Genomic DNA, 22539 nt, shown 5'->3' with positions numbered 1-22539 from the left:
TATAAGTTTTATCAGTTATTTTATAATGTTGAAATAAGGATATAAGGCGTATCTTTAAAATTAAAATCTGCAATTCTAACCATGCCAAGTTTGGCATGTGCACGAATGGAGCGAATATTATCTTCATTAATGAAAGCTATAGGTTTACCATGATTTTGGTAGCAAAGCTCATCAAATAGTGATTTCAAAATATTTCCACCTCTAAAGCTTTCAGTAATACAAAACAGGGCCATATAACCAATTATTCTTAACTAAATTAGGAAATTGTTGATTGATATGTGCAACAAGTGGTGGAAGTTCTGTATTAGCCATTGGAAAACTGAATGCAACACCTACGATGGCATCATCTTTTCTGGCAATAATAACAGCAAGGGATGTTGAGGCCATTGTTTTGATCTTTGCTAGAGAAAAATCACCAAGTAGCCCTCCATTTTGTGATGCAGAATAAGCTTGCAGTAATTGTGTAATTTGAGGTAAATCTTTTTCTGTCATTTGTTCAATAATGATATCCATATTTGTCTCCTGATAGAAAATGCTTCTTTGGCAATTGAATATTGGCCATGCAATATATGATCAATACTTAATTTTGTGTCATAGTCGTAAATATCGTTATAATCTTCAGGAAGTATATCATTGGCTAATAGGATTAAGCATGGAAGAAATAGTTTTGGGTTTTGATTTTGGTGTCAAAAATATTGGTTTGGCTGTGGGTAATCGCTTAACCAATACAGCACAACCCATTGCTATTTTAAAAGCTAATGAAGGCCAGCCTGATTGGGATGAAGTTGAAAAACACATCAAAGAATGGACACCAACATTGTTGGTAGTTGGCATGCCATATACGGCTGATGGTACAGAAACTGAACACATGAGAAAGATCCGTAAATTCATGAATCGTTTACATGGGCGATTTGGTTTGCCAGTTGAAGAAGTGGATGAGCGTTTATCATCGAAAGAAAGCGAACAATATATGAAACCATCGAAAAAAGGTAAGAAAGGGCAATTGGATGCCCATTCTGCGGCGATTATTGTGGAACGCTATTTGAATGGTGATTTAATCTTTTCTTTATAGTTTGCAAGTGAAACATTAAGTCTTATTCTTAAAAGAAATATATAACAAAAGATGGCTAATGATGAATAATAACCAAATATTAGGATTATTTTTAGGTACAGCTGTAGGTGATGCAATGGGATTACCGAGAGAAAATTTATCACCTAAAAGATCTATTAAATTATTTGGTATAAGTATTCAGCCTGCATTAGTAGCTATTCCAAAATTAACACGTTTTTCAGTATGCAGTGATGATACAGAGCATTTATGGATAACAGCTGATGCTTTAGTTCGTAGTCAAAGCTCACCAGAGCTATTCAGTCAGCTTTTATCACAAAATATGAAAAAATGGTTTTTAAGCTTTCCTGTTGGTGCAGGGAAGGCTTCAATTAAAGCCTCTGTGAAATTATTATTGGGCGTTTCCCCTAATCGATCAGGGATTTATTCAGCAGGTAATGGTCCTGCTATGAGAGCACCAATCATTGGTGCCTTTTTCGCAAATGATGCTGAAAAGTTGGATCAATTTTTAGAAATTTCGACCAAAATGACGCATACAGATTCGCAAACAGAAGAAGGTGCTTGGGTGATTGCACAGGCGGCAGCTTTAATCATGAGGGAAAAACCAAAAATAGCACCTACAGAAAATTTCTTTAATATAGCTTTACCTAAGATCCATTCTGAGCAATTAAAAAAATCACTACAACTGGCCAGAGATTATCTAATAGCAAAGCAATCATTTGAGGAGTATTTGATTGCAATGAATTTGGATAAACGAGGAGTTTCAGGATATATCGGGCATACAGTTCCTGCTGTTATTTATGCATGGCTTTATTATTTTGGTGATTATCAGAAAGGCATCGAAGCAATGATATTGGCAGGTGGAGATAGCGATACAACAGCAGCAATTTTGGGTGCATTGATGGGAATGTCTATAGATCATCAAAAAGATATTCCAAAAGAGTGGATGAATGGTATTTATAATGCTCCAATTTCATTGAATAAATTAATGCAAATGTCTGAAGCAGTGAGTAATCAGAATATAGCAGAGATTCCCAAAATATCTTGGGGATTACAATTACTCAAAAATGTAGCATTATTAGTTATTGTATTACTGCATGGATTTAGAAGGTTATTGCCACCCTATTAAAATGTTTTCAATAAAGGATAGAGAGATTTTGTGTAGAATGCTGGGCTATATGAACAAAAGGATCAAAGCACAATGTTAATTCTCTCTGAATTTTTGACTCAAATCCCTAAAGCTGAATTGCATTATCATTTGTTAGGTGGTGTTCGTATGATGACGATGCTCGACTTGGCAAAGAAATATGATGTACCACTCACGGAAAAAGAAGCCAAGAGTTATTACAGAGCCTATGCGCATGAAAATGAAGTGATGAAAGGTGGCATTGCTGCTTTGCATTTTTTATATCCTTTATTGAGAGAAACTGTAGATTATCAGCGTGTTGCACATGAAGTCTTAGAAGATGCAAAAAATACGGGGATTCGTTATGTAGAGTTCTTTTGGAATCCGAATGATACCAATTTGCCTTATAAAGATGTCACGATTGCTTTGGCTGAGGCTTTTGAGCAAGCTGAAAAAGAATGGAATATTTCGGCTTATTTGATTCCATCCATTAACCGTGAAAAACCACCAGAAGAAGCTGTAGAAATGGTGCAATGGATGATTGATTATCCTCATGAGCGAGTATTAGGGATTGGTATTGATTATCGTGAAGATCATGCACCTATTGAAAATTTCTGGAAAGCATATCGTTTAGCAGAGCAAAATGGTTTGAGATTAACAGGGCATTGCTCAGAATTTGGATTGCATTGGCGCAATGTGGAAACAGGTTTAGATTTAATTAATCTTGAGAGAATTGATCACGGTTATACAGTGATTGAAAACCCTGAATTAACGGCTCGTTGTACACGATTAGGTATTCCATTTACAGTTGTACCAAGCAATACATTTTTTATGAAAAAGTGGCCTGATCATAAAGATTGGCAGAAAAATCATCCAATTCGCCAAATGGCACAAGCAGGGATGAAGATCATCCCTGCAACAGATGATTGGCATATGCATGATACAAATGGTGTGAAATGCTACGAAGTGATGATCAATGATTTTGGTTTTGATTTAGATGGCGTTCGCCAATGTATTTTAAATGGCATTGATTCTGCATGGCAATCAGAGTCATTGAAGCAAGAATGGCGCTACCATTGGATGAAAGAATTCGATGATTTACGCGCTCAATTAGTTGAAGAACCAAAAATTGATCCTGAATTGCATGTTCAATATGGCCCTAGAACTTAATATTCATCCGCTAAAATGAGATAAAAATAAAGCCATCGTGAGATGGCTTTATTAATATGACTATTCGTGTCTCGCGCTACGCGCGAGATCACTTAAGTTCATGAGTTTTTAAAAGTGATATAAATATATTAACCAAAATAATAATAAGATAAGATTAAGCAGACAAAAATTCCTGTGAATACAGGAATAGAAGTACGTTTTACAATCTCAATTGGGCTAACTTTTAATGTAGAAGCTACAACAATAATCACAGCTGCAACTGGTGAAACAGATCTAATTAGATTGGCTGTTAATTGCATTGGTAATGCAACTAATACAGTGCTGACACCCATTTGTTCTGTAATTTCAGGAATGATTTTGATGAAAGAGTGGAATACGGCGATTCCGCTGCCGCTGATGAAACCGATCAATGCAGCCATACCAGAGAAGAATAGCATTAAGATTGATCCTGCTCCTTGAACATCATTCAAACTATTAGTTAATAAGCCAATTACACCGATAGATTTTAAACCTTCTACAAATAAGCCAGCTGCGATGATTAATGAGACCACTTGGTAAAATCCTTGTCCCATGCCTTCAAAGAATAAATTAAAATCTTTGATACTTTGTTTAATATCACCTTTACGAATCAACTCCACAAACATTGGGAGAATGATTGAAATTAAAGTAATTTCGACTAGGCCAAGGTTAATTGTTGATTTTTGTGTTTCAGGATCAATGAAGCCAAGATTAAATATGAGCAACAAAATAATAGGCATGACTGGAAAAATAGCATACCAAGATGGTGGCAAAGGAGCATTTTGTTCATCTTTTGTGTGTGGAATTTCGAAGGGAACATGTACAGTGCCTTGTCGCTTATCCATATAACGCTGCCAGAGTAAATGAGCAACAGCCATTGCAATTAGCGCAGGAATCGATACTTTTGCATGGAATTCCATGACATATTCTAAGGATGAAATACCTAATCGCTGTGCAACAACGACATTATCAGATCCTAGCGGTGTTGGGGTAATGGTTGCTGTTGTGGCAATCACTGCACCAGCTGTTAATGGTGACATTCCTGCCATTCTTAATGCTGGATATAAAGTAGCCATTAACAGGATTGCTAAGCCTGCAGCGCTTGGTAATACCATTTGTAATGCATTGCCTAATAAGAAAACTATTGGAACTAATATATAAACTGATTTAATTTTTTTGATAGGCTTAGATAATGTATGAACCATTGCATCATTGGCACCAATATGATTCATGTAGTTAGCAAAGCCAAACAGCACCATGATTGTTAAACCAACGATGCCCATTTGCATAGTGAATACATTGGTTGCCATTTTGAATGGATCTAGCCAAACAGAGCCCGTTGAGCCTTCTTGAAAGATAGGTTTGCCAATAATTACCGTTGCATATAGCAGGGCTAAACCTGAGAGAAAGAGAACAATTTTGGCATCATAGTTTTTGGCAATGAGATAGCCAGCAATGATTAAGAAGGTGACGCTTATGAGAATTTCGATCATGATGAGCTTTGTGAAAAAGATGAAATTTTAGCTCATTGTGCTTTAGATTCACATGCAAAATGACGATTTTTTAATAAATTTAATAGAAAAGCTCTCATTCAACTTATTATTCAAATTTGAAACCATAAGTTGAATGAGTAAATGAGGTATTTTTTACTTTGCTACTTTTAATGATGGTGCATTCAATTCTTTTGAATCATGCCCATGATGCTGGTGTCCGCTAGTATCTGTCCATAAATATTCACCTACTTCACAATTTTGAATCACAGGAAAATAAAGCGCTTCACTATTATTTGCATTGTCAGCAAAATAGCCTGTGATTGTGAATTCATCATAATATTGATCAGGCAACGAGCCTTCCCAAGTGATAGATGAAACTCCTTGGGTTACATCCTTGCCATATTGTTGGTACGTTTTAGCATATTGAATTGTTTCTGTTGAAAGTGTCCAGCCTGATTTGGACATAGGTTTAATACCAATCACTCCTTCAGGAATTTTGATCGTCACTTTAGTGGTTGGAGTGCCTTCACAGCCATGTGGGATGGCAAAAGTTGCTTTAAAGGGTTTGCCTTCTGTCATTGGTTTAGCATCTATAAAACTCACATGTGCTGTCGCGATTTGAGATAGTAATAGTGGGGTAATGATGAAAGAAGCGAATTTAAAATTCATACAAAAATCTCGTAATGTAATGGGGATTTTGATTGTAATTTATATTTGATATCTTGTATATACAAGTTTTGTGTAAAAAGCTATTAAACCTTATAATAGCTTGCTTAATAAGATGTCTTTATTGAGATAAAATTGTATGTAAACTTTTAAGTGTCGCAATCACAGCATCTGGGCTAGCAATAAATGTTGGCTCACCTTTCATCATATAGACTTGATCATTTGTAATGGCAGATAATCCTTGTAGGCTGCGCCAATTTGGGTGAATTTTTTCAGTTGTAATGGATCGTGATTGATCTAATTCTTTATTCTGATCACCTTGCAATAGGATAATAATGTCTGGGTTCAACATCAGAATGCCTTCTTGAGACATGATTGGTGCATTCAGCTCGCCTTGATAGGCATTTTGACCGCCAACAGCTTCTAAAATATCTTGATGGAAACTTTTACCTGCTGCGCGCTGAGGTAATTGAGTGAGATGATCATCACCTTCATATGAATAAAGTATTAAAACTTTAGGTGATTTATTTTCTAATTGGGTTGTTTTGAGTGTTAAATTAAACTCGTTTATTTTCTGATTGGCTTCGGCAGTGATATTACAGATTGCACCAATATTTTGAATGGCCTGTTGGATCTCATCTAATGAGGTAAATGTGAGCAATTTTGTATTAAATTTTAATGTATCAAATTTACGTTTTTGTGGACTATCTTCTGTGAGGTCTGCAAAAATAATTGTGGGGGAAAGTAGGGTGATTGCTTCGTAGTTGGGATCTAACATGCCACCAATTTGTTGAATGTGACTATCTTTTGGCAAGCGATCATATCTTGTACCTGCAACAATATTTTTTTCTAATCCTAATGATAATAATGTATCTGTGATGGTTGGTGATAAAGAGATAATTCTTTGGCATTGTTCGCTGACTGCTAATGCAGATGTACTGAATAGTGAAGCAGAAATGACCAATAACGATAAGAGCTTTTTCATTGTAAAATTGTAACCTTATTAAATCTCGCAAGATTAAAAAGAGGGTAAAACCCTCTTTTTTACTAATATTACTTCAACTTAGANGAATGTGACTATCTTTTGGCAAGCGATCATATCTTGTACCTGCAACAATATTTTTTTCTAATCCTAATGATAATAATGTATCTGTGATGGTTGGTGATAAAGAGATAATTCTTTGGCATTGTTCGCTGACTGCTAATGCAGATGTACTGAATAGTGAAGCAGAAATGACCAATAACGATAAGAGCTTTTTCATTGTAAAATTGTAACCTTATTAAATCTCGCAAGATTAAAAAGAGGGTAAAACCCTCTTTTTTACTAATATTACTTCAACTTAGAATGAAATTTTGACACCAATCGCACCATTGATGCGTTTCTGGCCGTAACCCCAAGCAGTATAATAATGTTCATCCAATAGATTATTCACGCGAGCATAGAAGCTAACATCATCATTGAGTTTGTAATCAGTTGCTAAATTAACCATCCAATATGATTTAAGGTTTCTTTTACCATCTAAAGCTGTGCTGTTGTATTTTGCTTCAGCAAATAAGTTCCATTGTTCAGTTGGTTTGAAGTTAATATGTCCACCAACCATATGTTTTGGTACGCGACTTGCCTTAGTGCTAGTTTTGATATTATTATCAATTTTGTAATCACGAGCTTCTGTATAAGTATAGTTCAGTCCAAATGCTAATTGATCATTGAGTTGAGTATTGCTTGAGAATTCAACGCCTTTAAATTCAGATTGATCACGGTTAATGTACGTGCTTGCCCAAGTAATTGGGTCAGAAACCCAAGTAATTCTATTGCGAATTTTTTGTTGGAAATAAGTAATGTTAATTTCTGTGTTATCAATCGGATTAAGTACTAAACCAATGTCAAAGCCTTTACTTGTTTCAGCTTTCAAATCAGGGTTGTTGCTGCCCCAAGTTGTGTCATATAAATTATAAAGTGACGGTGCTTTGAAACCCGTGCCATAGCTACCTTTGATTGCAATATAATCATTGATATTAAAGCGAGAAGTTAAGCGATACGTTGTTTTATCACCAAACTGTGAGTTCTTTTCATGGCGTAAACCAACAGTATTAAAGGATTTATCCCCAAAATTTAAGTGCTGATCGATGTATACACTTTTTGTATTAATATCTTTACCGTTAGGAACACCATCTGTTTTCATGGATTCTTTACTGTAAGATGCACCAAATAGTGTTTGGAAATTAGGATCTAAAATTAATGTATTTTGCCAAGTATAAGTTTGGAGCTTGCCATTGAAGAAGCTACGACCAGTCATTGAATTTGGATCGTTGAAATAGTTACGTTTAGTTTTACTACCATCATAAATCAATGAGCTTAACCATTTTTCATCAAATAGAATTGTATTGATGGCAAAGCGACCTAACCAACGTTTAGATTCTTGGTAGTAATCAAAATCATCTTTAACCGCTGAAGTGCCATCAGGATATTTGCCAAAGCCATCTAAATCTGTACGTTGTTGATCATAGCGAGCCATTAAATCAAAGTTGATCCAATCTAAAGGTGCATAATTTACATAGAATGAGCCATTACGGTTTTTAAAGCGATCACGTTCTGTATTACCTAGTTTTTTATCAGCAACAGAAATACCACGTTCTTGATTCAATCCTAAAGCGGCAGAATACATTAAAGTATCTGTTTGACCTTGTGTTTGAATCGTTGTTTTAACGTGTTCGTAACTGCCACCTTCTAATGTGACTGTCGTACGTTGAGGTCCACCTTTTTTGGTGAATACTTGAATCACGCCACCCATTGCACTGGAACCATACAGTGTACTTTGTGGGCCTTTTAATACTTCAATGCGTTCTACATTCAATGTATCTAGTGTGCTGAAGTCAAATCCTCTATTGCCATCTGCAGGATCGTTAACAATAACGCCATCCACCATGATTAGGATGTTGTTGCTGTTGATACCACGAATAAAAGCATTGCTTGTACCATTAGCACCATTGCTGACAATATTGACACCAGGTAATCTCGATAGTGCATCACTCATACGTTGATATTGACCATTTTCTAGTTGTTTTTCAGAGATAACATTGATGGTTGAACCAACAGTATCCAATTTTTGATCTGTACGGTTTGCTGTGAATACAATTTCGTTATTATCAGAAGATTGTGTGACACCTTGTTGATCATCATTCGATTGTGCAAATGCTAAAGGCGTAACAAAAAAGATAGCACCAAGTGCCACATACAATGGGTTAAGTTTCATAGAACACCTTATCCTAGTCCGCGAGGAGATTAATAATTTTTTTACACAAAGGTATTCCGACTTAGCTCAAAAGCATTACGATGGCGGGTCCGTGAGAGAATTGCACTCTCTTCCCCTTTGTGGCTTTTTTGATTATACAAGAATTAATTTTTTTTATCTTTGATTAAGATTAAGATAAAAAATGGTGCGCCTAATAGCGCTGTAATCACACCAACAGGTAATTCAGAAGGAGCAAATAATAAACGAGCTGCAAGATCAGCAACGACCAATGTTCCTCCACCTAAAAAGATCACGGCAATCCATAAATAGCGATGATCATTACCAATCAATTGTCTAGCAATGTGAGGAATAACTAACCCAACAAAGCCAATGGGACCGCTGACAGCGATCATTGTTCCCATCATTAAACTCACTAAAAAGAATAATGGTACAAATGTATATATGGGCTGTATACCTCTTGTAATCGCAATAGTATGGCCTGCATTCAATAAATTAAGTTTTGGTGTTAATAGAGCAATAATCATTGTGCTGATGATCATCACGATGACTAAAGAGCCAATTTCACTATAACCAACGTTGGCGATTGTGCCCATCATCCATTGCATTAAACGATAGCTATCTTGTGGTCGCCCAATGGCTTGCATAATCATCACTAAACTACTGCAAAAGAAGCTCAAAATTACACCAACGAGTAGCAGTCGAGAAACAGATTCCAAAGCATTTTTATTCAGTGAATAAATTAAAAAGGTAATCAGCATTGCCCCAATGAAAGCTGTAAAAGAGAGGCCAGAAAATAACCACAGAGAGAATGAAATACCTGAATGGATGTAAATTGCAGCGCCTAATGCGCTGCCACTTGCAATGCCTAACGTAAAAGGTTCTGCTAAAGAGTTACGTAATATGGCTTGAAAAACCATACCAGAAAGGGCAAGCATTGCACCAATTAGCCATGCGGTGATTACTCGTGGTACACGAATATTCCAAAAGATATTATGAATGGCAGGTAGATCTTGCCATAACATTTTTGGAGAAATATTTTCCATGCCAATGAAAGGTGTGATCAGAAATACAGTAATGCTTAATAAAGCAAAAGCTGTAATCATCCATAAGCGGTGCTGAGGCGTGATAACTTTTACCAAAATATTACTCCTTCTTCACTTGTGGCTTCGGTGAATCGATAGTTGTATAGCGAGAAAAGATTATCAGTATTAATCACATCTTGTGTTTTGCCATAGAAAATTTTTTCGCCATTTTTGATGGCTAAGCAGTGAGTAAAATAATGTGTAACTTCATTCACATCATGAGTCACTGAAATGATAGTTTTATTCATTTCAGTGGAAATATTGTGAACTAATTTGAGTAATTCGTGGGCTTGTTTAGGATCTAAAAAGTTTGTAGGCTCATCCAAAAAAATGATGGGCGTTTCTTGGCAGAGAGCACCCGCAATAAAAGCTCGTTGCCTTTCACCACCACTTAAATGTGAGAGGGGTGTATGTTTATATTGTATGAGTTCAGTTTTTTCTAAAATTTCATGAATAGTATTATGCTCTTCTTGAGTGAGAAAAAAACCAAATTTTTGATAAGGGAACCTAGCATAAATGCACCAATCCCACACAGAAATAGTTAGATTAGGATGTGTCTGTGGTACATAAGCTACAAGCTTTGCGAGTTTTTTTCTAGATAACGCTTGAATATTATGATCAAAATATTTTAATGACTGAAATGTTGCAGGAATGAGCTGTAACAATGCTTGTAAAGCGGTACTTTTACCTGCCCCATTGGGGCCAATGATTGCCACTCTGCTACCTGATTCAACATCCAATGATAAATTATTCAAACGAATTTTATCACTGGATCGAACGGATAGATTTTGGACAGATAGGGCAATCATCAAATATTTTATCCTTGAACAGATTATTTAATTCAAACGAAAACGAATGGGCTGATCAAAATGGCTGGACGATTTTTTACCATTCACCACTTTCGATTTCACTTTGAGTGATTTAACAGATTCTAACGCACATTTATCTAAACGAGAAAAGTTAGTGGATTGAATAATTTCTGTTTTGGTGGAATTGCCATTGGCATCTACATGAATTCTGACAATTGCTAAGCCTTGCTCGCCGCGCCTGCGGGAAATTAATGGATAACAGCGTTGTATATTGCGAAGTATTGTTTGATCGCTATTACCATTGGTAAAGCCAGCTGGGCCATCTATTGAATTTTTACCTGTTCCACTGCCAATTGCATTGCGATTGCCTGATCCTGTACCTTTTTGATTATGTGTATTATTGGCAGGTTTTGCTGATTTTACTGTTTTCTGTGTGGTTGTTTTCTCTGGTTTGGGCACAGTTTTCTTAGGTTGTATGTGCGGTTCAGGAGCCGATTCTGATTTTGCTTCAGGCTGAATGGTTTCTTGAATCGCAGGCTCGGTTTGGATTTCTGGTATAGTTTTTGGTTCTTCAATAGGTAATTCTGTTGTATTTGGATATGTCCAATCGCTTAATTCAACTGTAATCACATAAGCATCATTTTGATGTAGATATTTGGATTGGAAAGTTGTTGATTCTGAATTTAGTTCTGTTAATCCTTCTGATGAAAAATCAGTCATCAATAACTCATTCTCTGTATGTATGAATACAAGAAAAAGTGCACTATGACAAAAAATTACAAACAGAATGCTGAAGAATTTCATGAATATTTATAATAATTGGAAGAATGGTTTATAAGGTAGAAAGGGATCGTTAATAATAAAATTAATGATTAAATAATACGCACTAGTGCCAAACAAAATCACAAAGCTGAGTGCGAGTAATGTATTGAATTTTTTCCATAGAGAATTGGCAGAAAAGCTGATTTGTAATGGTGAAAAAATCACCAAGATAAACATTGCTAGATAGCTATAAATCACGCCATATAATGGAATTTCAATGGAATAAAGTTGATAAGGCAGGGCGGTGATTGCTTGGGTTACTTGATCCCATGAGAAGTTTTGTAGATATTTTTTAAAGGCAAAAATGCCTTGCCCTAACGGGATATTGAGTTCTAATAAAATTAGGTAAATATTGAAGCTTAATAGTGCTAATGCTGCAATGAATATGCTAGGAATCAATAAAAGGAATAGTTTTAAAAATAAGTGCATTTTGAATGCAAATATTCTTATATATATAATGAGTACAAATAGTGCAATAAATATGGCAATGGTTAAGAGAATTAACTCTCTTTGTTGATAAATCGTAAAATAACTGTTGACCTGTGTGAAACTAGTTTTGAAGTTTAATTTATATTGGTAATAGAATAAAGCTGCGCAAGCAATCATTGCAATGATCAGCCAAGCACAGAGCGATAGTGCTAGAAAGCGTGAGAATTTTGTTTTTGATTTTTGGTCACGATATTTCACCATATTAGCTCTTTCTATTGATGATTGGATCAATCATTGTAGACGAAGAATCATCAACTGTTCTACCAAAAGATAAAACAGTTGAGTGATATTTGATCAAGTTTATTTAACTTTCCATTTTAAAACTTGTTTTGCGCCTAAAGGGATCAAATGTTCGTTCTCCAAATATGGATATGAATCTGGTGGCGTCCAATCTTCGCGTACAAGTGTGATTGTTTCTGTATTTCTTGGTAAACCATAGAAATCTGCGCCATAATGGCCTAAGAATGCTTCTAATTTATCAAGCGCATTCATGCGCTCAAATGCTTCAGCATAATGAGAAATTGCAGTCAGGGCAGAGTAACAGCCTGCACAGCCACAGCTACTTTCTTTAGCACTTTGTGCATGTGGCGCACTATCTGTACCGATAAAGAATTTTGGATTGCCACTGGTTGCTGCTTTAATCAAAGCTTGACGATGTATTTCACGCTTTAAAATTGGCAAGCAATATAAGTGTGGTTTAATGCCACCGGATAATAATGAGTTACGATTAAATAAAAGATGTTGTGGCGTTAAAGTTGCACCGACATTGTCATTTGCGCCTAATACAAATTCAACAGCATCTTTGGTTGTAATGTGTTCTAACACAATTCTTAAGGTTGGAATTGCTGCATGTAATGGTTTTAATTCTTGTTCAATGAATGTTAATTCACGATCAAAAATGTCAATTTCAGGATCACTTGCTTCACCATGAATCAATAAAGGCAAGCCAACTTCAGCCATTTTTTCAAAAACTGGATAAAGATTCTTCAGTGAAGAAACACCTGCTGTAGAGTTTGTTGTCACGCCAGCTGGATACAATTTAACAGCATGAACAATACCAGAAGCTTTGGCATCTTCGATGATTTCAGGTGTTGTATCTGGTGTTAGATACAATGTCATTAAAGGTTGAAAGTCAGAGCCTTCAGGGATATGCTTTTGAATGCGTGCATAATAAGCTTCAGCATCTTGGCGATTTTTGACAGGTGGCGTTGTATTGGGCATTACAATCACGCGTTTGAAGCTTTGTGCTGCATGTGGCACAGTGGTTTTTAATGCATCATTATCGCGTAGATGAATGTGCCAATCATCAGGAAAAGTGATAGTCATTTGATTTGACATGAAAAACTCCTAAAACGTTGAGGGAAGTCGTAAATTTTGTAAAAGCTTTTTTTAAAAAAGGTATTGCATACTATACTATGCCTTTTTTCGGATAGGAATGAACGAGAGGAGGGCAGATGAAACAGCTCTATATTAATGGAAAACAAGCGTCTTTGTGGCAAAAAGTATTATTTGCATTGGCGACGATTGGCTTTTTAATTTTAATCATTCCATTAGGACTTGGAATTTTGGCAGTTGGTGCTATTCTAACTGTCGTTTTTTATTTATATCTTTATTTTAAGATTAGAAAGATAAACAAAATGTTAGGTGCTCAAGAGGCACAGATGTATCAACAGCAAAATAGCGCCCAAAATGCTAATCAAAAGAGAGAGGGAACTATTGATGGAGAATATAAAGAGTTGTAATCAGCTTAATTTTTGATTAAAGAGCTTACATATGTCTTTCTATTTTCTTAAATTTGTGCTTTGATACTGCACTGAATTTACAACGCAAGATGGAGATGTTTTGAATGAATAATAATAATAAAAATCCAACCGTATTTAAGAATTTTACACCTTACGTTTTAGCTGAAGGTGAAGATTACATGAATGATGCACAGAAAGAACATTTCCGTGCAATCTTGAACGGTTGGCGTGCACAGTTGATGCAAGAGAGTGAGAAAACTGTCTCTAATATGCAAAATGATGGTGCAACAATTTTGTCTGATCCTAATGACCGTGCAAGTCAGGAAGAAGAATTCTCATTAGAGTTACGTACACGTGATCGTGAAAGAAAGTTACTCGCTAAAATTGAGAAAACATTGCACAAACTAACAATTGATGATTATGGTTATTGTGAAACTTGTGGAATTGAGATTGGAATCAAACGCTTAGAAGCTCGCCCAACAGCTGAATTATGCATTGATTGCAAGGAAGTTGAAGAACAAAAAGAAAAAACTGGCGTTTTGTAAAAAAAAAGTTGACACCCTGATTTTTTTTGATATTATGCAACACCTCAGTTAGACGAACTAACTTCAAAACGGAAATGTCCCTATCGTCTAGAGGCCTAGGACACTGCCCTTTCACGGCGGCAACCGGGGTTCGAATCCCCGTAGGGACGCCAATTTAAAGTTGGTGATTTTGAAGTTAACCGCACCAGATTTTATCTGGGGCTATAGCTCAGCTGGTAGAGCGCTTGCATGGCATGCAAGAGGTCGACGGTTCGAAACCGTCTAGCTCCACCAAAAAGTACGATGTCCCCATCGTCTAGAGGCCTAGGACACTGCCCTTTCACGGCGGCAACCGGGGTTCGAATCCCCGTGGGGACGCCAATTTTAATTAATTGGCTGATTCGATAGTTGTAACTCTGTAGAGTAGAGTATAAAAATTCTAATATACGTCCCTATCGTCTAGAGGCCTAGGACACTGCCCTTTCACGGCGGCAACCGGGGTTCGAATCCCCGTAGGGACGCCAACTTATCTCTAGTGAGTTGGTGGATTCGTAAGCAGTCACTCATTGGTTGAGTATAAATACCTAATTTGTCCCTATCGTCTAGAGGCCTAGGACACTGCCCTTTCACGGCGGCAACCGGGGTTCGAATCCCCGTAGGGACGCCATATTTTAGAAGCCTGCACATCGTTGCAGGCTTTTTGCTATGAGGAGAAATAAACATGCATGAAGATGAATTTGATTATGGTCCAAGTAAGAGTCAATTGAAGAGAGAAGCAGATGCGAAGCAAGCATTGGGCACGACTTTAATTCAGTTATCTAAAGGTGATTTAGAAAACTTAGACTTACCAATTACATTATTTGAAGCTGTAACATTGGCTCAAGAAATGCGTAATGACTCATCATTGAAACGTCAAAAGCAGTTGATTGGTAAGTTGATGCGTCAATTTGATGATGAAGATTATGAGCGCTTATCTAAACGTCTTGAAAGATTGCGTTCAGGCAGTGAACAGCAAAAGATGATTGAGAAATGGGTTGAAAATAAAGTTGAGCGCTTACTCAATCAAGATGCTTCTGTGAATGATGAAATTCTTGAGCAATTAGAAGAAGTTGATTTCCAATATATGCGCCAATTGACACGAAACTCTATCAATGAGATCAAGAAAGGTGGTAAATCTCGTAGTAGAACTTTGTTATTTAGATATTTGCGTGATAAATTTCAAGAAAAGGCATAGTGAAAGTTACAATTATAGATATAATGTCCCACTACAATAGTTTTTCTGCAAGTTAGATAATGGAATATAAGAATGGCCAATAATTTTAAAATCATGGTAGTTGACGATAGCAGTACTGTTCGTAAAACAGCAGAATTAATCTTATCTAAAGAAGGTTACGAAATTGTTTCAGAGATTGATGGTTTTAATGCTTTGTCTCATTTAGAGGAAGTGAAACCTAACTTAATCTTTATGGATGTTATGATGCCTAACTTAGATGGTTATGACACATGTCAGATCATCAAAGGATCACCATCAGAGCTTTCTGAAACGCCAGTGATTATGTTAACCAGTAAAGATGGTGCATTTGATAAGGCACGTGGACAATTGGCAGGTTGTGATGCTTTTATTACTAAACCATTTACTCGTGATGATTTAATCAGCGTAATCGAAAAATTTAAACAATAAAGGATTTTTCAGTGATTGAAGAGAGTGAAGCAGTGATCACTGCTAGCCAGCCAGTTTGTAATCCTTATGAAAAACAAAGAAAGCAGCTTTCTGTGAGTTTCTTTGTTTTTGGCATTTTGTTGATAGGATTCATCGTTTTCGCATTCATTAGTTTGCCGAAGTATCAAACGAACCAAAATGTTGAGCATTTGTCTCAAGCATACGATGCTATTCGAGATATAGATAACTATATCAGTGTGCAGACGCAAGGTGGTCGTTTAAATGAAGCACAATTGAAAGAGAAAATTCAAAGTGTCACAGATAGTTTGAATCGAGTCACTGGAGATGATGCTCATAATGTTCAATTGATTTGGGGCGGCTTTAAAAAGCAACTCTCAGAACAAACTATCACTTTGGATACAATGAATGATGCCATTCAGCTAAAACTGAGAGTGGATAGTGCAAGTCAGTCGTTGTATCAAAATCTTTCATCAGTATCGAATCAGTTGTCAGAAGCACGCTCAGTGAGCTTAGAAACGGTACGCTATATTGATCAATTGGCAAACTCTGTCGTGCGTTTACACGCCAATATTACGCGTGTAATCAATAGTCAATCACAAGTAGAAATTAAAACAATTTCAGAACTGACAGATAGCTTATCTGTTGTTCAAAAAGGTCTCAATGTATTGATCATGGGATCTCCTGCAGATGCTGTACAAAGCATTCAAGGAACTTTAGAAGAAGAAAATATTATTGAGTCACAATTTGTATTCAATCAACTCGCAAGAGATGTTTCTAATCTTGTGAAAGATGCGAGTGGTATTGTGATGCTCAATCAAATGAAAACTCGTTTACAAGAAGAAAAAGATCACATTCAGAGTTTATTGCAGTCAACCATAGATCATGCTTATGCAACACAGCAGGAATACATTAAAGTTACGAATCAATCAGTATTCTTAATTTCATTGGTAGCATCCATTGGCACGGTTTTATTCTTCATCATTTTCTCATTCTTATTTTTAAGATTGAACAAATCACGTTTATCACTTGCTTCAGAGAAAGATGCAAGAGGACAAAGAATTGATGAAGTAATGGCAGTTGTGGAGAGATTTGTTGTATTGCGTAATCGATTATTGCCTCAATTAGAAATTGTTGCATCATTGAATAATGAAAGTGATCGTATTCTGAACAAGGGTCGAGAAGTTCGACAATCTGCGACAAGTTTTAATCATCTTGTGAAAGATATGGATCGCACTTACGAATATTTAGAACAAGCTTTTACACATGATTTAGCATTATTGAAACAAGATGGGCAGAGCCTGAATTTAGAAGAGTTGAGAACAACTTTAAAGCGACAATTACAGTTTTTTACAAGTCGCAAAGAAGAGTTGATGAACATGAAACAATGTTCTGTGTTAATTGATGAGTTTTTCTCGAATGTTGTGAGTAATACTAACGATTCTGTGATTGCTTATCGTGAAGTTGAGCAAGAATTAATGTTAATTATTTCAGAAATTGATCAGTTAAATAGAGACCTGAAGGAATAATAATGAGTGAAAATGTAATTAAACTAACTGATGGGGAAGTGGTTGAAGAATTAAAAAATATTGTGCAAAGTCTGCGCAGTACATTGGAAACATTATTAGAAAATTCTGATGATGAAGAACAAGAAAAAGATAATATCAGTGTCGCACTAGAAGAGATCTCTAATATTTTTTCTGTGTTAAATTGGCAAAAAGCGAATAACTATACACAGCAAGCATTGGAGCGAGTGCCTGAACTTTCTGCTTTTGGTGAAGATGCAGCTGAAAATTTTCTCTTACGCTATTGTTTGATTTTAGAACAAAGTATTGAAGATTATGCAGATTCGGGTGTGATTGTAGAAACTGAAATCGTTGCTGATTATGATGCAGATGCAGAACAAGCTTCAAATGAGATCAATGTAACTTTATTGAAAGTATTGCGCACACTTTATCAGCGCCAGTTATTACAACTCATTAAAAACTCTGATAAAACTGTGCCATTGAACACGTTAAATGCATTGAGCCGCGATATTACTGCAGCTTTACCCACATTAAATGCAAGAGATTGGCTGTTATTATCTTTCTATGTGCAAGCTTTACTCAAGAATCAACAAAATTTCGGTGTGGATACACATAGGATTTTAGCGCAATTGGATGGGCGTTTATCTCTATTATTGGCTAAAAAAAATATAGATGCTGATGTGTGTGATGATCTTGTGAAAGTGATTCGCACTTTGGATCAAGGTTCAGATTTCATTGAAAATAATGTCTTAATGCAAGATGTTTACTCAATTTCTCCATTGGTTTATAAGCGTTTTGGTTCAGCGCTTAAAGATGAATTAGTAAAAATTCATGAGCAGTTAGAGCGTATTTATTTAGATCATGCTCAGCGCTTACGTTTAGAAGATTCTTTGCCATTTTTGGAACGTTTATCCAATGTTCTCAAATTCATGGGATTGAAACGTTTATCATTATTGACAGATGATTTAGTGAAAGCATTCCGTCAATTGATTGCCAATCCCGTTGATAATGTTCAATTCAATGAGATTGTGAGCCAGTTTTGGGTATTAGAAAGTTTCTTGTCTGATTTATGGGTTCGACGTAGTCAAACAGTGCCATTGTCTTACAATGAAACAAAAAACTGGGCTTATATCAGCGCAAAACAATCTGCTGTGAAATTATTTGTTTCCCAATATCGTAAGATTCGTGAGCAAGCAACGAGCACTCAAGATGTGACTGAATTGAAAAAATTACAGCAAAATTTATTTGATACAGTTAAAGCTGAGTCAGTATTATCAATTGCGCATGGTTTAACGCGCTATTTTGTTGATGAGTTTATGTTGGAGGCTTTGTCTAAAGAGGATTTATTAGAAGCTACTTTAGCCATTGAATATATTAGCAACATGAATTTTGAAAACCGTGAAGTAGCGGATGATGTTATTCGTGGTGCGAAAGAAATTTTGCAAAAACATCAGCAAACTGCTGAAAGTATGGCAGAAGCACCAATATTTGATAAAGATGTGATCGAGGCTTTTACGGATGATTTACATAGCTTAGAAGCAGAATTTAATGAGCGTATTAACCAGCCAATGGATCACAAATCTTACGAGGATTTAATTCGCATCGCACACACATTACGTGGGAATGCGAATGTTGTGAAATTATCTGATGTTGTTAAATTAGCTACAGCACTAGAAAATAATATGCGCAACAATACAGAGCATGATGCAGCGAAGATGGATTTATATCGTCAGGCTTTTGTGGGAATCATTGAACAATTTAAAGCATTCTTGAAGCAACAAGGTTAGGAGTTTTAATGTCTGAAATGATCAGCTTAAAAGATGTTTCGCTATCGTTTGGACAGCGCATCATTTTTGATAATATTTCTATGTCTATTCCTAAAGGAAAAATTACAGCGGTAATGGGGCCTTCAGGCACAGGTAAGACAACTTTATTGAAATTAATGACGAAGCAAATTTTACCGCAATCAGGTGAAATCACTGTGATGGGTAAAGATTTAGAGCAATTATCACGTAATCAACTGTTTGATTTAAGAAAACAGATGGGATTGCTGTTTCAATCGGGTGCTTTATTTACTGATATGTCAGTGTTTGACAATGTGGCATTTGCACTACGCGAACATACAAAATTATCAGAAGAACTCATTAATACATTGGTGTTATTGAAGTTGGAAGCAGTCGGCTTACGAGCATTAAAAGATGCTAAGCCATCTTCATTATCTGGTGGTCAGGCGCGCCGTGTTGCGTTGGCGCGTGCAATTGCATTGGATCCACAATTATTACTATATGATGAGCCATTTACGGGGCAAGATCCTATCTCGATGGGCGTATTATTGCGTTTAATTAAGGATCTGAATGATGCTTTAGATTTAACCAGTATTATCGTTTCACATGATGTGGAAGAAGTTTTAAGCATTGCTGATTATGTTTATATTTTAAGCGGTGGCAAAATTATTGCGCATGGTACAGCAGAAGAAATTAAAGCAGATCAGAATATTTGGGTAACACAGTTTATTCAAGGCTTGTCAGATGGCCCTGTGCCATTTAATCTGCCAACGACTGCTTTGAAGGATGAATTATTATCATGAAGTTTATTGAAGCCATTGGACAAAAAACAATTCAGCTAATCAGCGCATTGGGTGACAGCGTTGTATTCTTTTTTGCCATCATTCGTCATTTTACTTATTTGTTCCAAAAGCCAAGCTTATTTATTCGCCAAGTTTATCAATTGGGCATTTTGTCTCTACCTATTATCTTGTTATCAGGATTATTCATTGGTATGGTTCTGGCATTTCAGGGCTATGTAAATTTAGTGCGCTTTGGTGCAGAAGCTTCTGTCGGCACAGTGACGGCATTGGCATTATTTCGTGAGTTGGCATCTGTTTTTACAGCACTGTTATACACAGGACGAGCTTGTTCATCATTAACAGCAGAAATTGGTTTAATGCGGGCAACAGAGCAGTGGTCAAGCTATGAAATGATGGCAGTAGATCCTTATCGTTATATTTTATTACCACGATTGATGGCGGGTATTATTGTTGTGCCTATCCTGACAATTTTCTTCTCAGATATTGGCATTTTAGGCAGTTATTATATCGCCGTAGATGTTTTGGGATTAGATGGTGGTGGTTATTGGTCACAAATGCAATCTTCTGTTATTTTCTATGATGATATTTTCAATGGTGTTATTATTAAGAGCATTGTATTTGGATTAATATGTAACTTGGTTGCGCTACGTGAAGGACTAATCGGTGGTGCAACATCGAGTGGCATTGCAAATTCAACAACAGCAACAGTTGTGAAAGCCTCACTATTGGTGTTGGCTGCAGACTTCTTGTTAACAGCTTTATTGTTTAGATAAAAATAATTTTCGATGTTGTTTAAGGGATAAATATCATGAGAACGATAATAAAAATATGGCTCCAAGCCATGCTAGCAGTTGCGTTATTATTTTCTGTTGCTTCGGCGCAGGTAGATCAAACGCAAGCTGATGAAGATATTTTCTTATATAAAACGATTCCAGGTGATAGTTTGTGGAATATCGCTCAGCGCCATTTACATAATATTAAATTATGGACAGAGTTAAAGAAAATTAATCATTTGCCCAATGATGATTACATTGAGCCAGGCACTTTGATTAAAGTGCCAAGAAAATGGTTGAAAGTTAACCAATCTACGGCGACTTTAGTGAATGCAATTGGTGGGGTTAAAATCATCAATGGTGAAAAGCAAACTTTAGAGTTTGGTAAAGATTTTACAGAAAAAGATAGTTTGATTTTATCTACGGGCGACACAATTGTAACAAGTGATGATGGTTTGGCAACAATCTTATTTAAAGATGGTTCACGTTTATTATTGCAAAGTAACAGTGAATTAATTTTGAATGATTTAATTGCGTTGGGTGATGGCTCATTGAGCGATATCAAGTTGCAATTGGATAAAGGCCGTTTAGAAAACCGTGTGTATTCAAGCCCAATTTCTAATACAAACTATGAGGTTAAAACAGCAACTGCAACAACATCAGTGCGCGGTACAGTTTTCCGTATGGGTTTGGAAGATGAAGACAGTGTAACAGAGGTTGTTTCTGGTAAAGTTGCAGCCAAAGCACAAGAAGGCGAATCTGCTGCCGAATTATTGGCAGGTCAAGCGATCATCATTTCTAAAGATGGTGATGCAAAGCAAGTTGAAATGTTACCACCACCAGTATTTGCAAATTTCCCACAGTTAATTGAAGCTGTACCAGTTAAAATTGATGTGGAAGCTATTGATGGCGTGATCGGTTATGCAACAAAGATCATTCCTGTAGGCAGTGATGAGCAAGATGCTGTTTCAAGCATGCGTTCAGAAGGTAATGTTTTGTTAGGTAATGATTTACCAGATGGTCGCTATCAAATGATGGTGAGTTCAATTGATCAAAATGGTGTAACAGGACAACCTGCAACATATGAGTTTATTTTAAATGCACGTCCATTTGCAGCAGTATTAGCAACGCCTGCTCAAGATGAAAAAGTTTTATTGCGCAATTTGACGTTCAATTGGGATAAAGCAACTGATGAAGCAAAGACTTTCTATCTACAAGTGGCAAGAGATGATAAATTTAGAGACATCGTTATTGATGCGGATAATTTAATTGAACCAACTTATAAACCTGAAGATTTGTTATCGGGTATTTATTTCTGGCGTGTGGCATCTATTGATGCAGAAGGCATGCGTGGTCCATTCTCTGCAACTAAAGATTTTAGAATCTTGTTGGAAGATCCAAATCTTGAAAAAGCTAATGTTAAAACTGTAGATGTTCAGTTGGAATGGGCACCATTAGAAGCAGGGACTCAATATTTAATTCAAATTTCTGATAGTACAAAATTTGAGAAAATTATTTTAGAGCATTCATTAACTGAGAATACAGTTTTTGTAGAGAACTTAGCACCAGGTACTTACTTCTTTAGAATCCAATCCACAGCTGGCGATAATTATTTTAGTGAATGGGGATTGCCTCATCAGTTTGAAGTCTTAGATATTCAGTCTGTTTCTGCAAAGATTAAGCCTTAATATTCAAATTCATTTGATGAATA

23 protein-coding genes, 5 tRNA genes and 1 riboswitch are annotated in these 22539 nt (G+C 36.2%); of the genes, 17 read left to right on the top strand and 11 right to left on the bottom strand.

What is annotated here, in order from left to right; genetic code table 11:
• Nucleotides 1-20 precede the first annotated feature (20 nt).
• Nucleotides 21-188, bottom strand: a complete 168-nt coding sequence (locus tag BZK16_RS14205; RefSeq protein ID WP_158076778.1) for a hypothetical protein — start codon at nt 186-188, stop codon at nt 21-23.
• Nucleotides 189-210: 22 nt separating this feature from the next.
• Complete coding sequence (locus BZK16_RS00235) at nt 211-513, bottom strand: hypothetical protein (RefSeq protein ID WP_077926906.1); 303 nt, start codon at nt 511-513, stop codon at nt 211-213.
• A 139-nt stretch (nt 514-652) separates the two neighbouring features.
• On the opposite strand from BZK16_RS00235, the gene ruvX reads away from it, so the two are divergent.
• From ruvX to BZK16_RS00220, 3 genes are all read left to right on the top strand, one after another.
• Nucleotides 653-1072: a Holliday junction resolvase RuvX gene (ruvX, locus tag BZK16_RS00230; protein WP_077926905.1), complete on the top strand. Its 420-nt coding sequence runs from the start codon at nt 653-655 to the stop codon at nt 1070-1072.
• Nucleotides 1073-1130: 58 nt separating this feature from the next.
• Nucleotides 1131-2198, top strand: coding sequence for an ADP-ribosylglycohydrolase family protein (locus BZK16_RS00225; protein ID WP_077926904.1), 1068 nt, complete (start codon nt 1131-1133; stop codon nt 2196-2198).
• Nucleotides 2199-2270: 72 nt separating this feature from the next.
• Nucleotides 2271-3365, top strand: a complete 1095-nt coding sequence (locus BZK16_RS00220; protein ID WP_077926903.1) for an adenosine deaminase family protein — start codon at nt 2271-2273, stop codon at nt 3363-3365.
• A gap of 128 nt (nt 3366-3493) precedes the next feature.
• Here the strand turns inward: BZK16_RS00220 and dcuC are convergent, their stop codons facing one another.
• From dcuC to pyrC, 9 genes are all read right to left on the bottom strand, one after another.
• Entirely contained in the window at nt 3494-4876 is a 1383-nt protein-coding gene (dcuC, locus tag BZK16_RS00215) for a C4-dicarboxylate transporter DcuC (RefSeq protein WP_077926902.1), read from the bottom strand.
• Nucleotides 4877-5029: 153 nt separating this feature from the next.
• The gene (locus BZK16_RS00210) at nt 5030-5545 is read right to left on the bottom strand and encodes a YcnI family copper-binding membrane protein (RefSeq protein WP_077926901.1); all 516 of its coding nucleotides are present in this window, start codon (nt 5543-5545) and stop codon (nt 5030-5032) included.
• 118 nt (nt 5546-5663) lie between these two features.
• Entirely contained in the window at nt 5664-6527 is an 864-nt protein-coding gene (locus BZK16_RS00205; protein ID WP_077926900.1) for an ABC transporter substrate-binding protein, read from the bottom strand.
• A gap of 355 nt (nt 6528-6882) precedes the next feature.
• Nucleotides 6883-8796, bottom strand: a complete 1914-nt coding sequence (locus tag BZK16_RS00195; RefSeq protein ID WP_077926898.1) for a TonB-dependent receptor plug domain-containing protein — start codon at nt 8794-8796, stop codon at nt 6883-6885.
• 29 nt (nt 8797-8825) lie between these two features.
• Nucleotides 8826-8949: riboswitch (cobalamin riboswitch) on the bottom strand.
• The gene (locus BZK16_RS00190) at nt 8940-9935 is read right to left on the bottom strand and encodes a FecCD family ABC transporter permease (protein ID WP_233145133.1); all 996 of its coding nucleotides are present in this window, start codon (nt 9933-9935) and stop codon (nt 8940-8942) included. It overlaps the preceding riboswitch by 10 nt.
• Nucleotides 9929-10687, bottom strand: coding sequence for an ABC transporter ATP-binding protein (locus tag BZK16_RS00185; protein ID WP_077926897.1), 759 nt, complete (start codon nt 10685-10687; stop codon nt 9929-9931). Before BZK16_RS00185 ends, BZK16_RS00190 begins: the two co-directional genes overlap by 7 nt.
• Before the next feature lie 27 nt (nt 10688-10714).
• Nucleotides 10715-11407 (bottom strand): energy transducer TonB, encoded by a 693-nt coding sequence (locus BZK16_RS00180; RefSeq protein ID WP_096777476.1) that lies wholly within the window; start codon nt 11405-11407, stop codon nt 10715-10717.
• 90 nt (nt 11408-11497) lie between these two features.
• Nucleotides 11498-12199 (bottom strand): hypothetical protein, encoded by a 702-nt coding sequence (locus BZK16_RS00175; RefSeq protein WP_077926895.1) that lies wholly within the window; start codon nt 12197-12199, stop codon nt 11498-11500.
• A gap of 99 nt (nt 12200-12298) precedes the next feature.
• Complete coding sequence (gene pyrC, locus BZK16_RS00170; RefSeq protein ID WP_077926894.1) at nt 12299-13336, bottom strand: dihydroorotase; 1038 nt, start codon at nt 13334-13336, stop codon at nt 12299-12301.
• Nucleotides 13337-13452: 116 nt separating this feature from the next.
• On the opposite strand from pyrC, the gene BZK16_RS00165 reads away from it, so the two are divergent.
• From BZK16_RS00165 to BZK16_RS00100, 14 genes are all read left to right on the top strand, one after another.
• Complete coding sequence (locus BZK16_RS00165) at nt 13453-13740, top strand: hypothetical protein (protein ID WP_077926893.1); 288 nt, start codon at nt 13453-13455, stop codon at nt 13738-13740.
• A 104-nt stretch (nt 13741-13844) separates the two neighbouring features.
• Nucleotides 13845-14285, top strand: coding sequence for an RNA polymerase-binding protein DksA (gene dksA / locus BZK16_RS00160; RefSeq protein WP_077926892.1), 441 nt, complete (start codon nt 13845-13847; stop codon nt 14283-14285).
• Between the two features lie 76 nt (nt 14286-14361).
• A tRNA-Glu gene (locus tag BZK16_RS00155) sits at nt 14362-14437 on the top strand.
• A 45-nt stretch (nt 14438-14482) separates the two neighbouring features.
• A tRNA-Ala gene (locus tag BZK16_RS00150) sits at nt 14483-14558 on the top strand.
• A gap of 11 nt (nt 14559-14569) precedes the next feature.
• Nucleotides 14570-14645: transfer RNA gene (locus tag BZK16_RS00145), tRNA-Glu, on the top strand.
• A 67-nt stretch (nt 14646-14712) separates the two neighbouring features.
• Nucleotides 14713-14788: transfer RNA gene (locus tag BZK16_RS00140), tRNA-Glu, on the top strand.
• Nucleotides 14789-14855: 67 nt separating this feature from the next.
• Nucleotides 14856-14931, top strand: a tRNA-Glu gene (locus BZK16_RS00135).
• 54 nt (nt 14932-14985) lie between these two features.
• A complete protein-coding gene (gene yjgA, locus BZK16_RS00130) occupies nt 14986-15498 on the top strand; it encodes a ribosome biogenesis factor YjgA (RefSeq protein WP_077926891.1) in 513 nt (170 codons plus the stop codon).
• A 72-nt stretch (nt 15499-15570) separates the two neighbouring features.
• Nucleotides 15571-15945 carry a response regulator gene (locus tag BZK16_RS00125; RefSeq protein ID WP_077926890.1) on the top strand — a complete coding sequence of 125 codons (375 nt, stop codon included), beginning with the start codon at nt 15571-15573 and terminating at the stop codon, nt 15943-15945.
• Between the two features lie 11 nt (nt 15946-15956).
• Nucleotides 15957-17471, top strand: a complete 1515-nt coding sequence (locus tag BZK16_RS00120; RefSeq protein WP_077926889.1) for a hypothetical protein — start codon at nt 15957-15959, stop codon at nt 17469-17471.
• A gap of 2 nt (nt 17472-17473) precedes the next feature.
• Nucleotides 17474-19255, top strand: coding sequence for an Hpt domain-containing protein (locus tag BZK16_RS00115; protein ID WP_077926888.1), 1782 nt, complete (start codon nt 17474-17476; stop codon nt 19253-19255).
• A gap of 8 nt (nt 19256-19263) precedes the next feature.
• A complete protein-coding gene (locus BZK16_RS00110) occupies nt 19264-20055 on the top strand; it encodes an ABC transporter ATP-binding protein (protein WP_077926887.1) in 792 nt (263 codons plus the stop codon).
• Nucleotides 20052-20828 carry a lipid asymmetry maintenance ABC transporter permease subunit MlaE gene (mlaE, locus tag BZK16_RS00105; protein WP_077926886.1) on the top strand — a complete coding sequence of 259 codons (777 nt, stop codon included), beginning with the start codon at nt 20052-20054 and terminating at the stop codon, nt 20826-20828. Before BZK16_RS00110 ends, mlaE begins: the two co-directional genes overlap by 4 nt.
• A 35-nt stretch (nt 20829-20863) precedes the next feature.
• A complete protein-coding gene (locus BZK16_RS00100; RefSeq protein WP_077926885.1) occupies nt 20864-22516 on the top strand; it encodes a FecR domain-containing protein in 1653 nt (550 codons plus the stop codon).
• The last annotated feature ends 23 nt before the right edge of the window (nt 22517-22539 follow it).

The sequence above is a fragment of the Wohlfahrtiimonas populi genome (genome assembly GCF_002006795.1).
Lineage (GTDB): Bacteria > Pseudomonadota > Gammaproteobacteria > Cardiobacteriales > Wohlfahrtiimonadaceae > Wohlfahrtiimonas > Wohlfahrtiimonas populi.
The sequence above is the reverse complement of the archived record's forward strand: the minus strand, read 5'-3'. Positions and strand labels throughout refer to the sequence as shown.

Excerpts from the sequence above, each read along its gene's own strand:
- yjgA (WP_077926891.1), top strand. The coding sequence starts at position 14,986 with ATGCATGAAGATGAATTTGATTATGGTCCAAGTAAGAGTCAATTGAAG.
- BZK16_RS00225 (WP_077926904.1), top strand. The coding sequence starts at position 1,131 with ATGATGAATAATAACCAAATATTAGGATTATTTTTAGGTACAGCTGTA.
- BZK16_RS00100 (WP_077926885.1), top strand. The coding sequence starts at position 20,864 with ATGAGAACGATAATAAAAATATGGCTCCAAGCCATGCTAGCAGTTGCG.
- pyrC (WP_077926894.1), bottom strand. The coding sequence starts at position 13,336 with ATGTCAAATCAAATGACTATCACTTTTCCTGATGATTGGCACATTCAT.
- dksA (WP_077926892.1), top strand. The coding sequence starts at position 13,845 with ATGAATAATAATAATAAAAATCCAACCGTATTTAAGAATTTTACACCT.
- BZK16_RS00125 (WP_077926890.1), top strand. The coding sequence starts at position 15,571 with ATGGCCAATAATTTTAAAATCATGGTAGTTGACGATAGCAGTACTGTT.
- BZK16_RS00110 (WP_077926887.1), top strand. The coding sequence starts at position 19,264 with ATGTCTGAAATGATCAGCTTAAAAGATGTTTCGCTATCGTTTGGACAG.
- BZK16_RS00210 (WP_077926901.1), bottom strand. The coding sequence starts at position 5,545 with ATGAATTTTAAATTCGCTTCTTTCATCATTACCCCACTATTACTATCT.
- BZK16_RS00175 (WP_077926895.1), bottom strand. The coding sequence starts at position 12,199 with ATGGTGAAATATCGTGACCAAAAATCAAAAACAAAATTCTCACGCTTT.
- BZK16_RS00205 (WP_077926900.1), bottom strand. The coding sequence starts at position 6,527 with ATGAAAAAGCTCTTATCGTTATTGGTCATTTCTGCTTCACTATTCAGT.
- dcuC (WP_077926902.1), bottom strand. The coding sequence starts at position 4,876 with ATGATCGAAATTCTCATAAGCGTCACCTTCTTAATCATTGCTGGCTAT.
- BZK16_RS00220 (WP_077926903.1), top strand. The coding sequence starts at position 2,271 with ATGTTAATTCTCTCTGAATTTTTGACTCAAATCCCTAAAGCTGAATTG.
- BZK16_RS00195 (WP_077926898.1), bottom strand. The coding sequence starts at position 8,796 with ATGAAACTTAACCCATTGTATGTGGCACTTGGTGCTATCTTTTTTGTT.
- BZK16_RS00165 (WP_077926893.1), top strand. The coding sequence starts at position 13,453 with ATGAAACAGCTCTATATTAATGGAAAACAAGCGTCTTTGTGGCAAAAA.
- BZK16_RS00185 (WP_077926897.1), bottom strand. The coding sequence starts at position 10,687 with ATGATTGCCCTATCTGTCCAAAATCTATCCGTTCGATCCAGTGATAAA.
- BZK16_RS00235 (WP_077926906.1), bottom strand. The coding sequence starts at position 513 with ATGGATATCATTATTGAACAAATGACAGAAAAAGATTTACCTCAAATT.
- BZK16_RS00115 (WP_077926888.1), top strand. The coding sequence starts at position 17,474 with ATGAGTGAAAATGTAATTAAACTAACTGATGGGGAAGTGGTTGAAGAA.
- ruvX (WP_077926905.1), top strand. The coding sequence starts at position 653 with ATGGAAGAAATAGTTTTGGGTTTTGATTTTGGTGTCAAAAATATTGGT.
- mlaE (WP_077926886.1), top strand. The coding sequence starts at position 20,052 with ATGAAGTTTATTGAAGCCATTGGACAAAAAACAATTCAGCTAATCAGC.
- BZK16_RS00180 (WP_096777476.1), bottom strand. The coding sequence starts at position 11,407 with ATGACTGATTTTTCATCAGAAGGATTAACAGAACTAAATTCAGAATCA.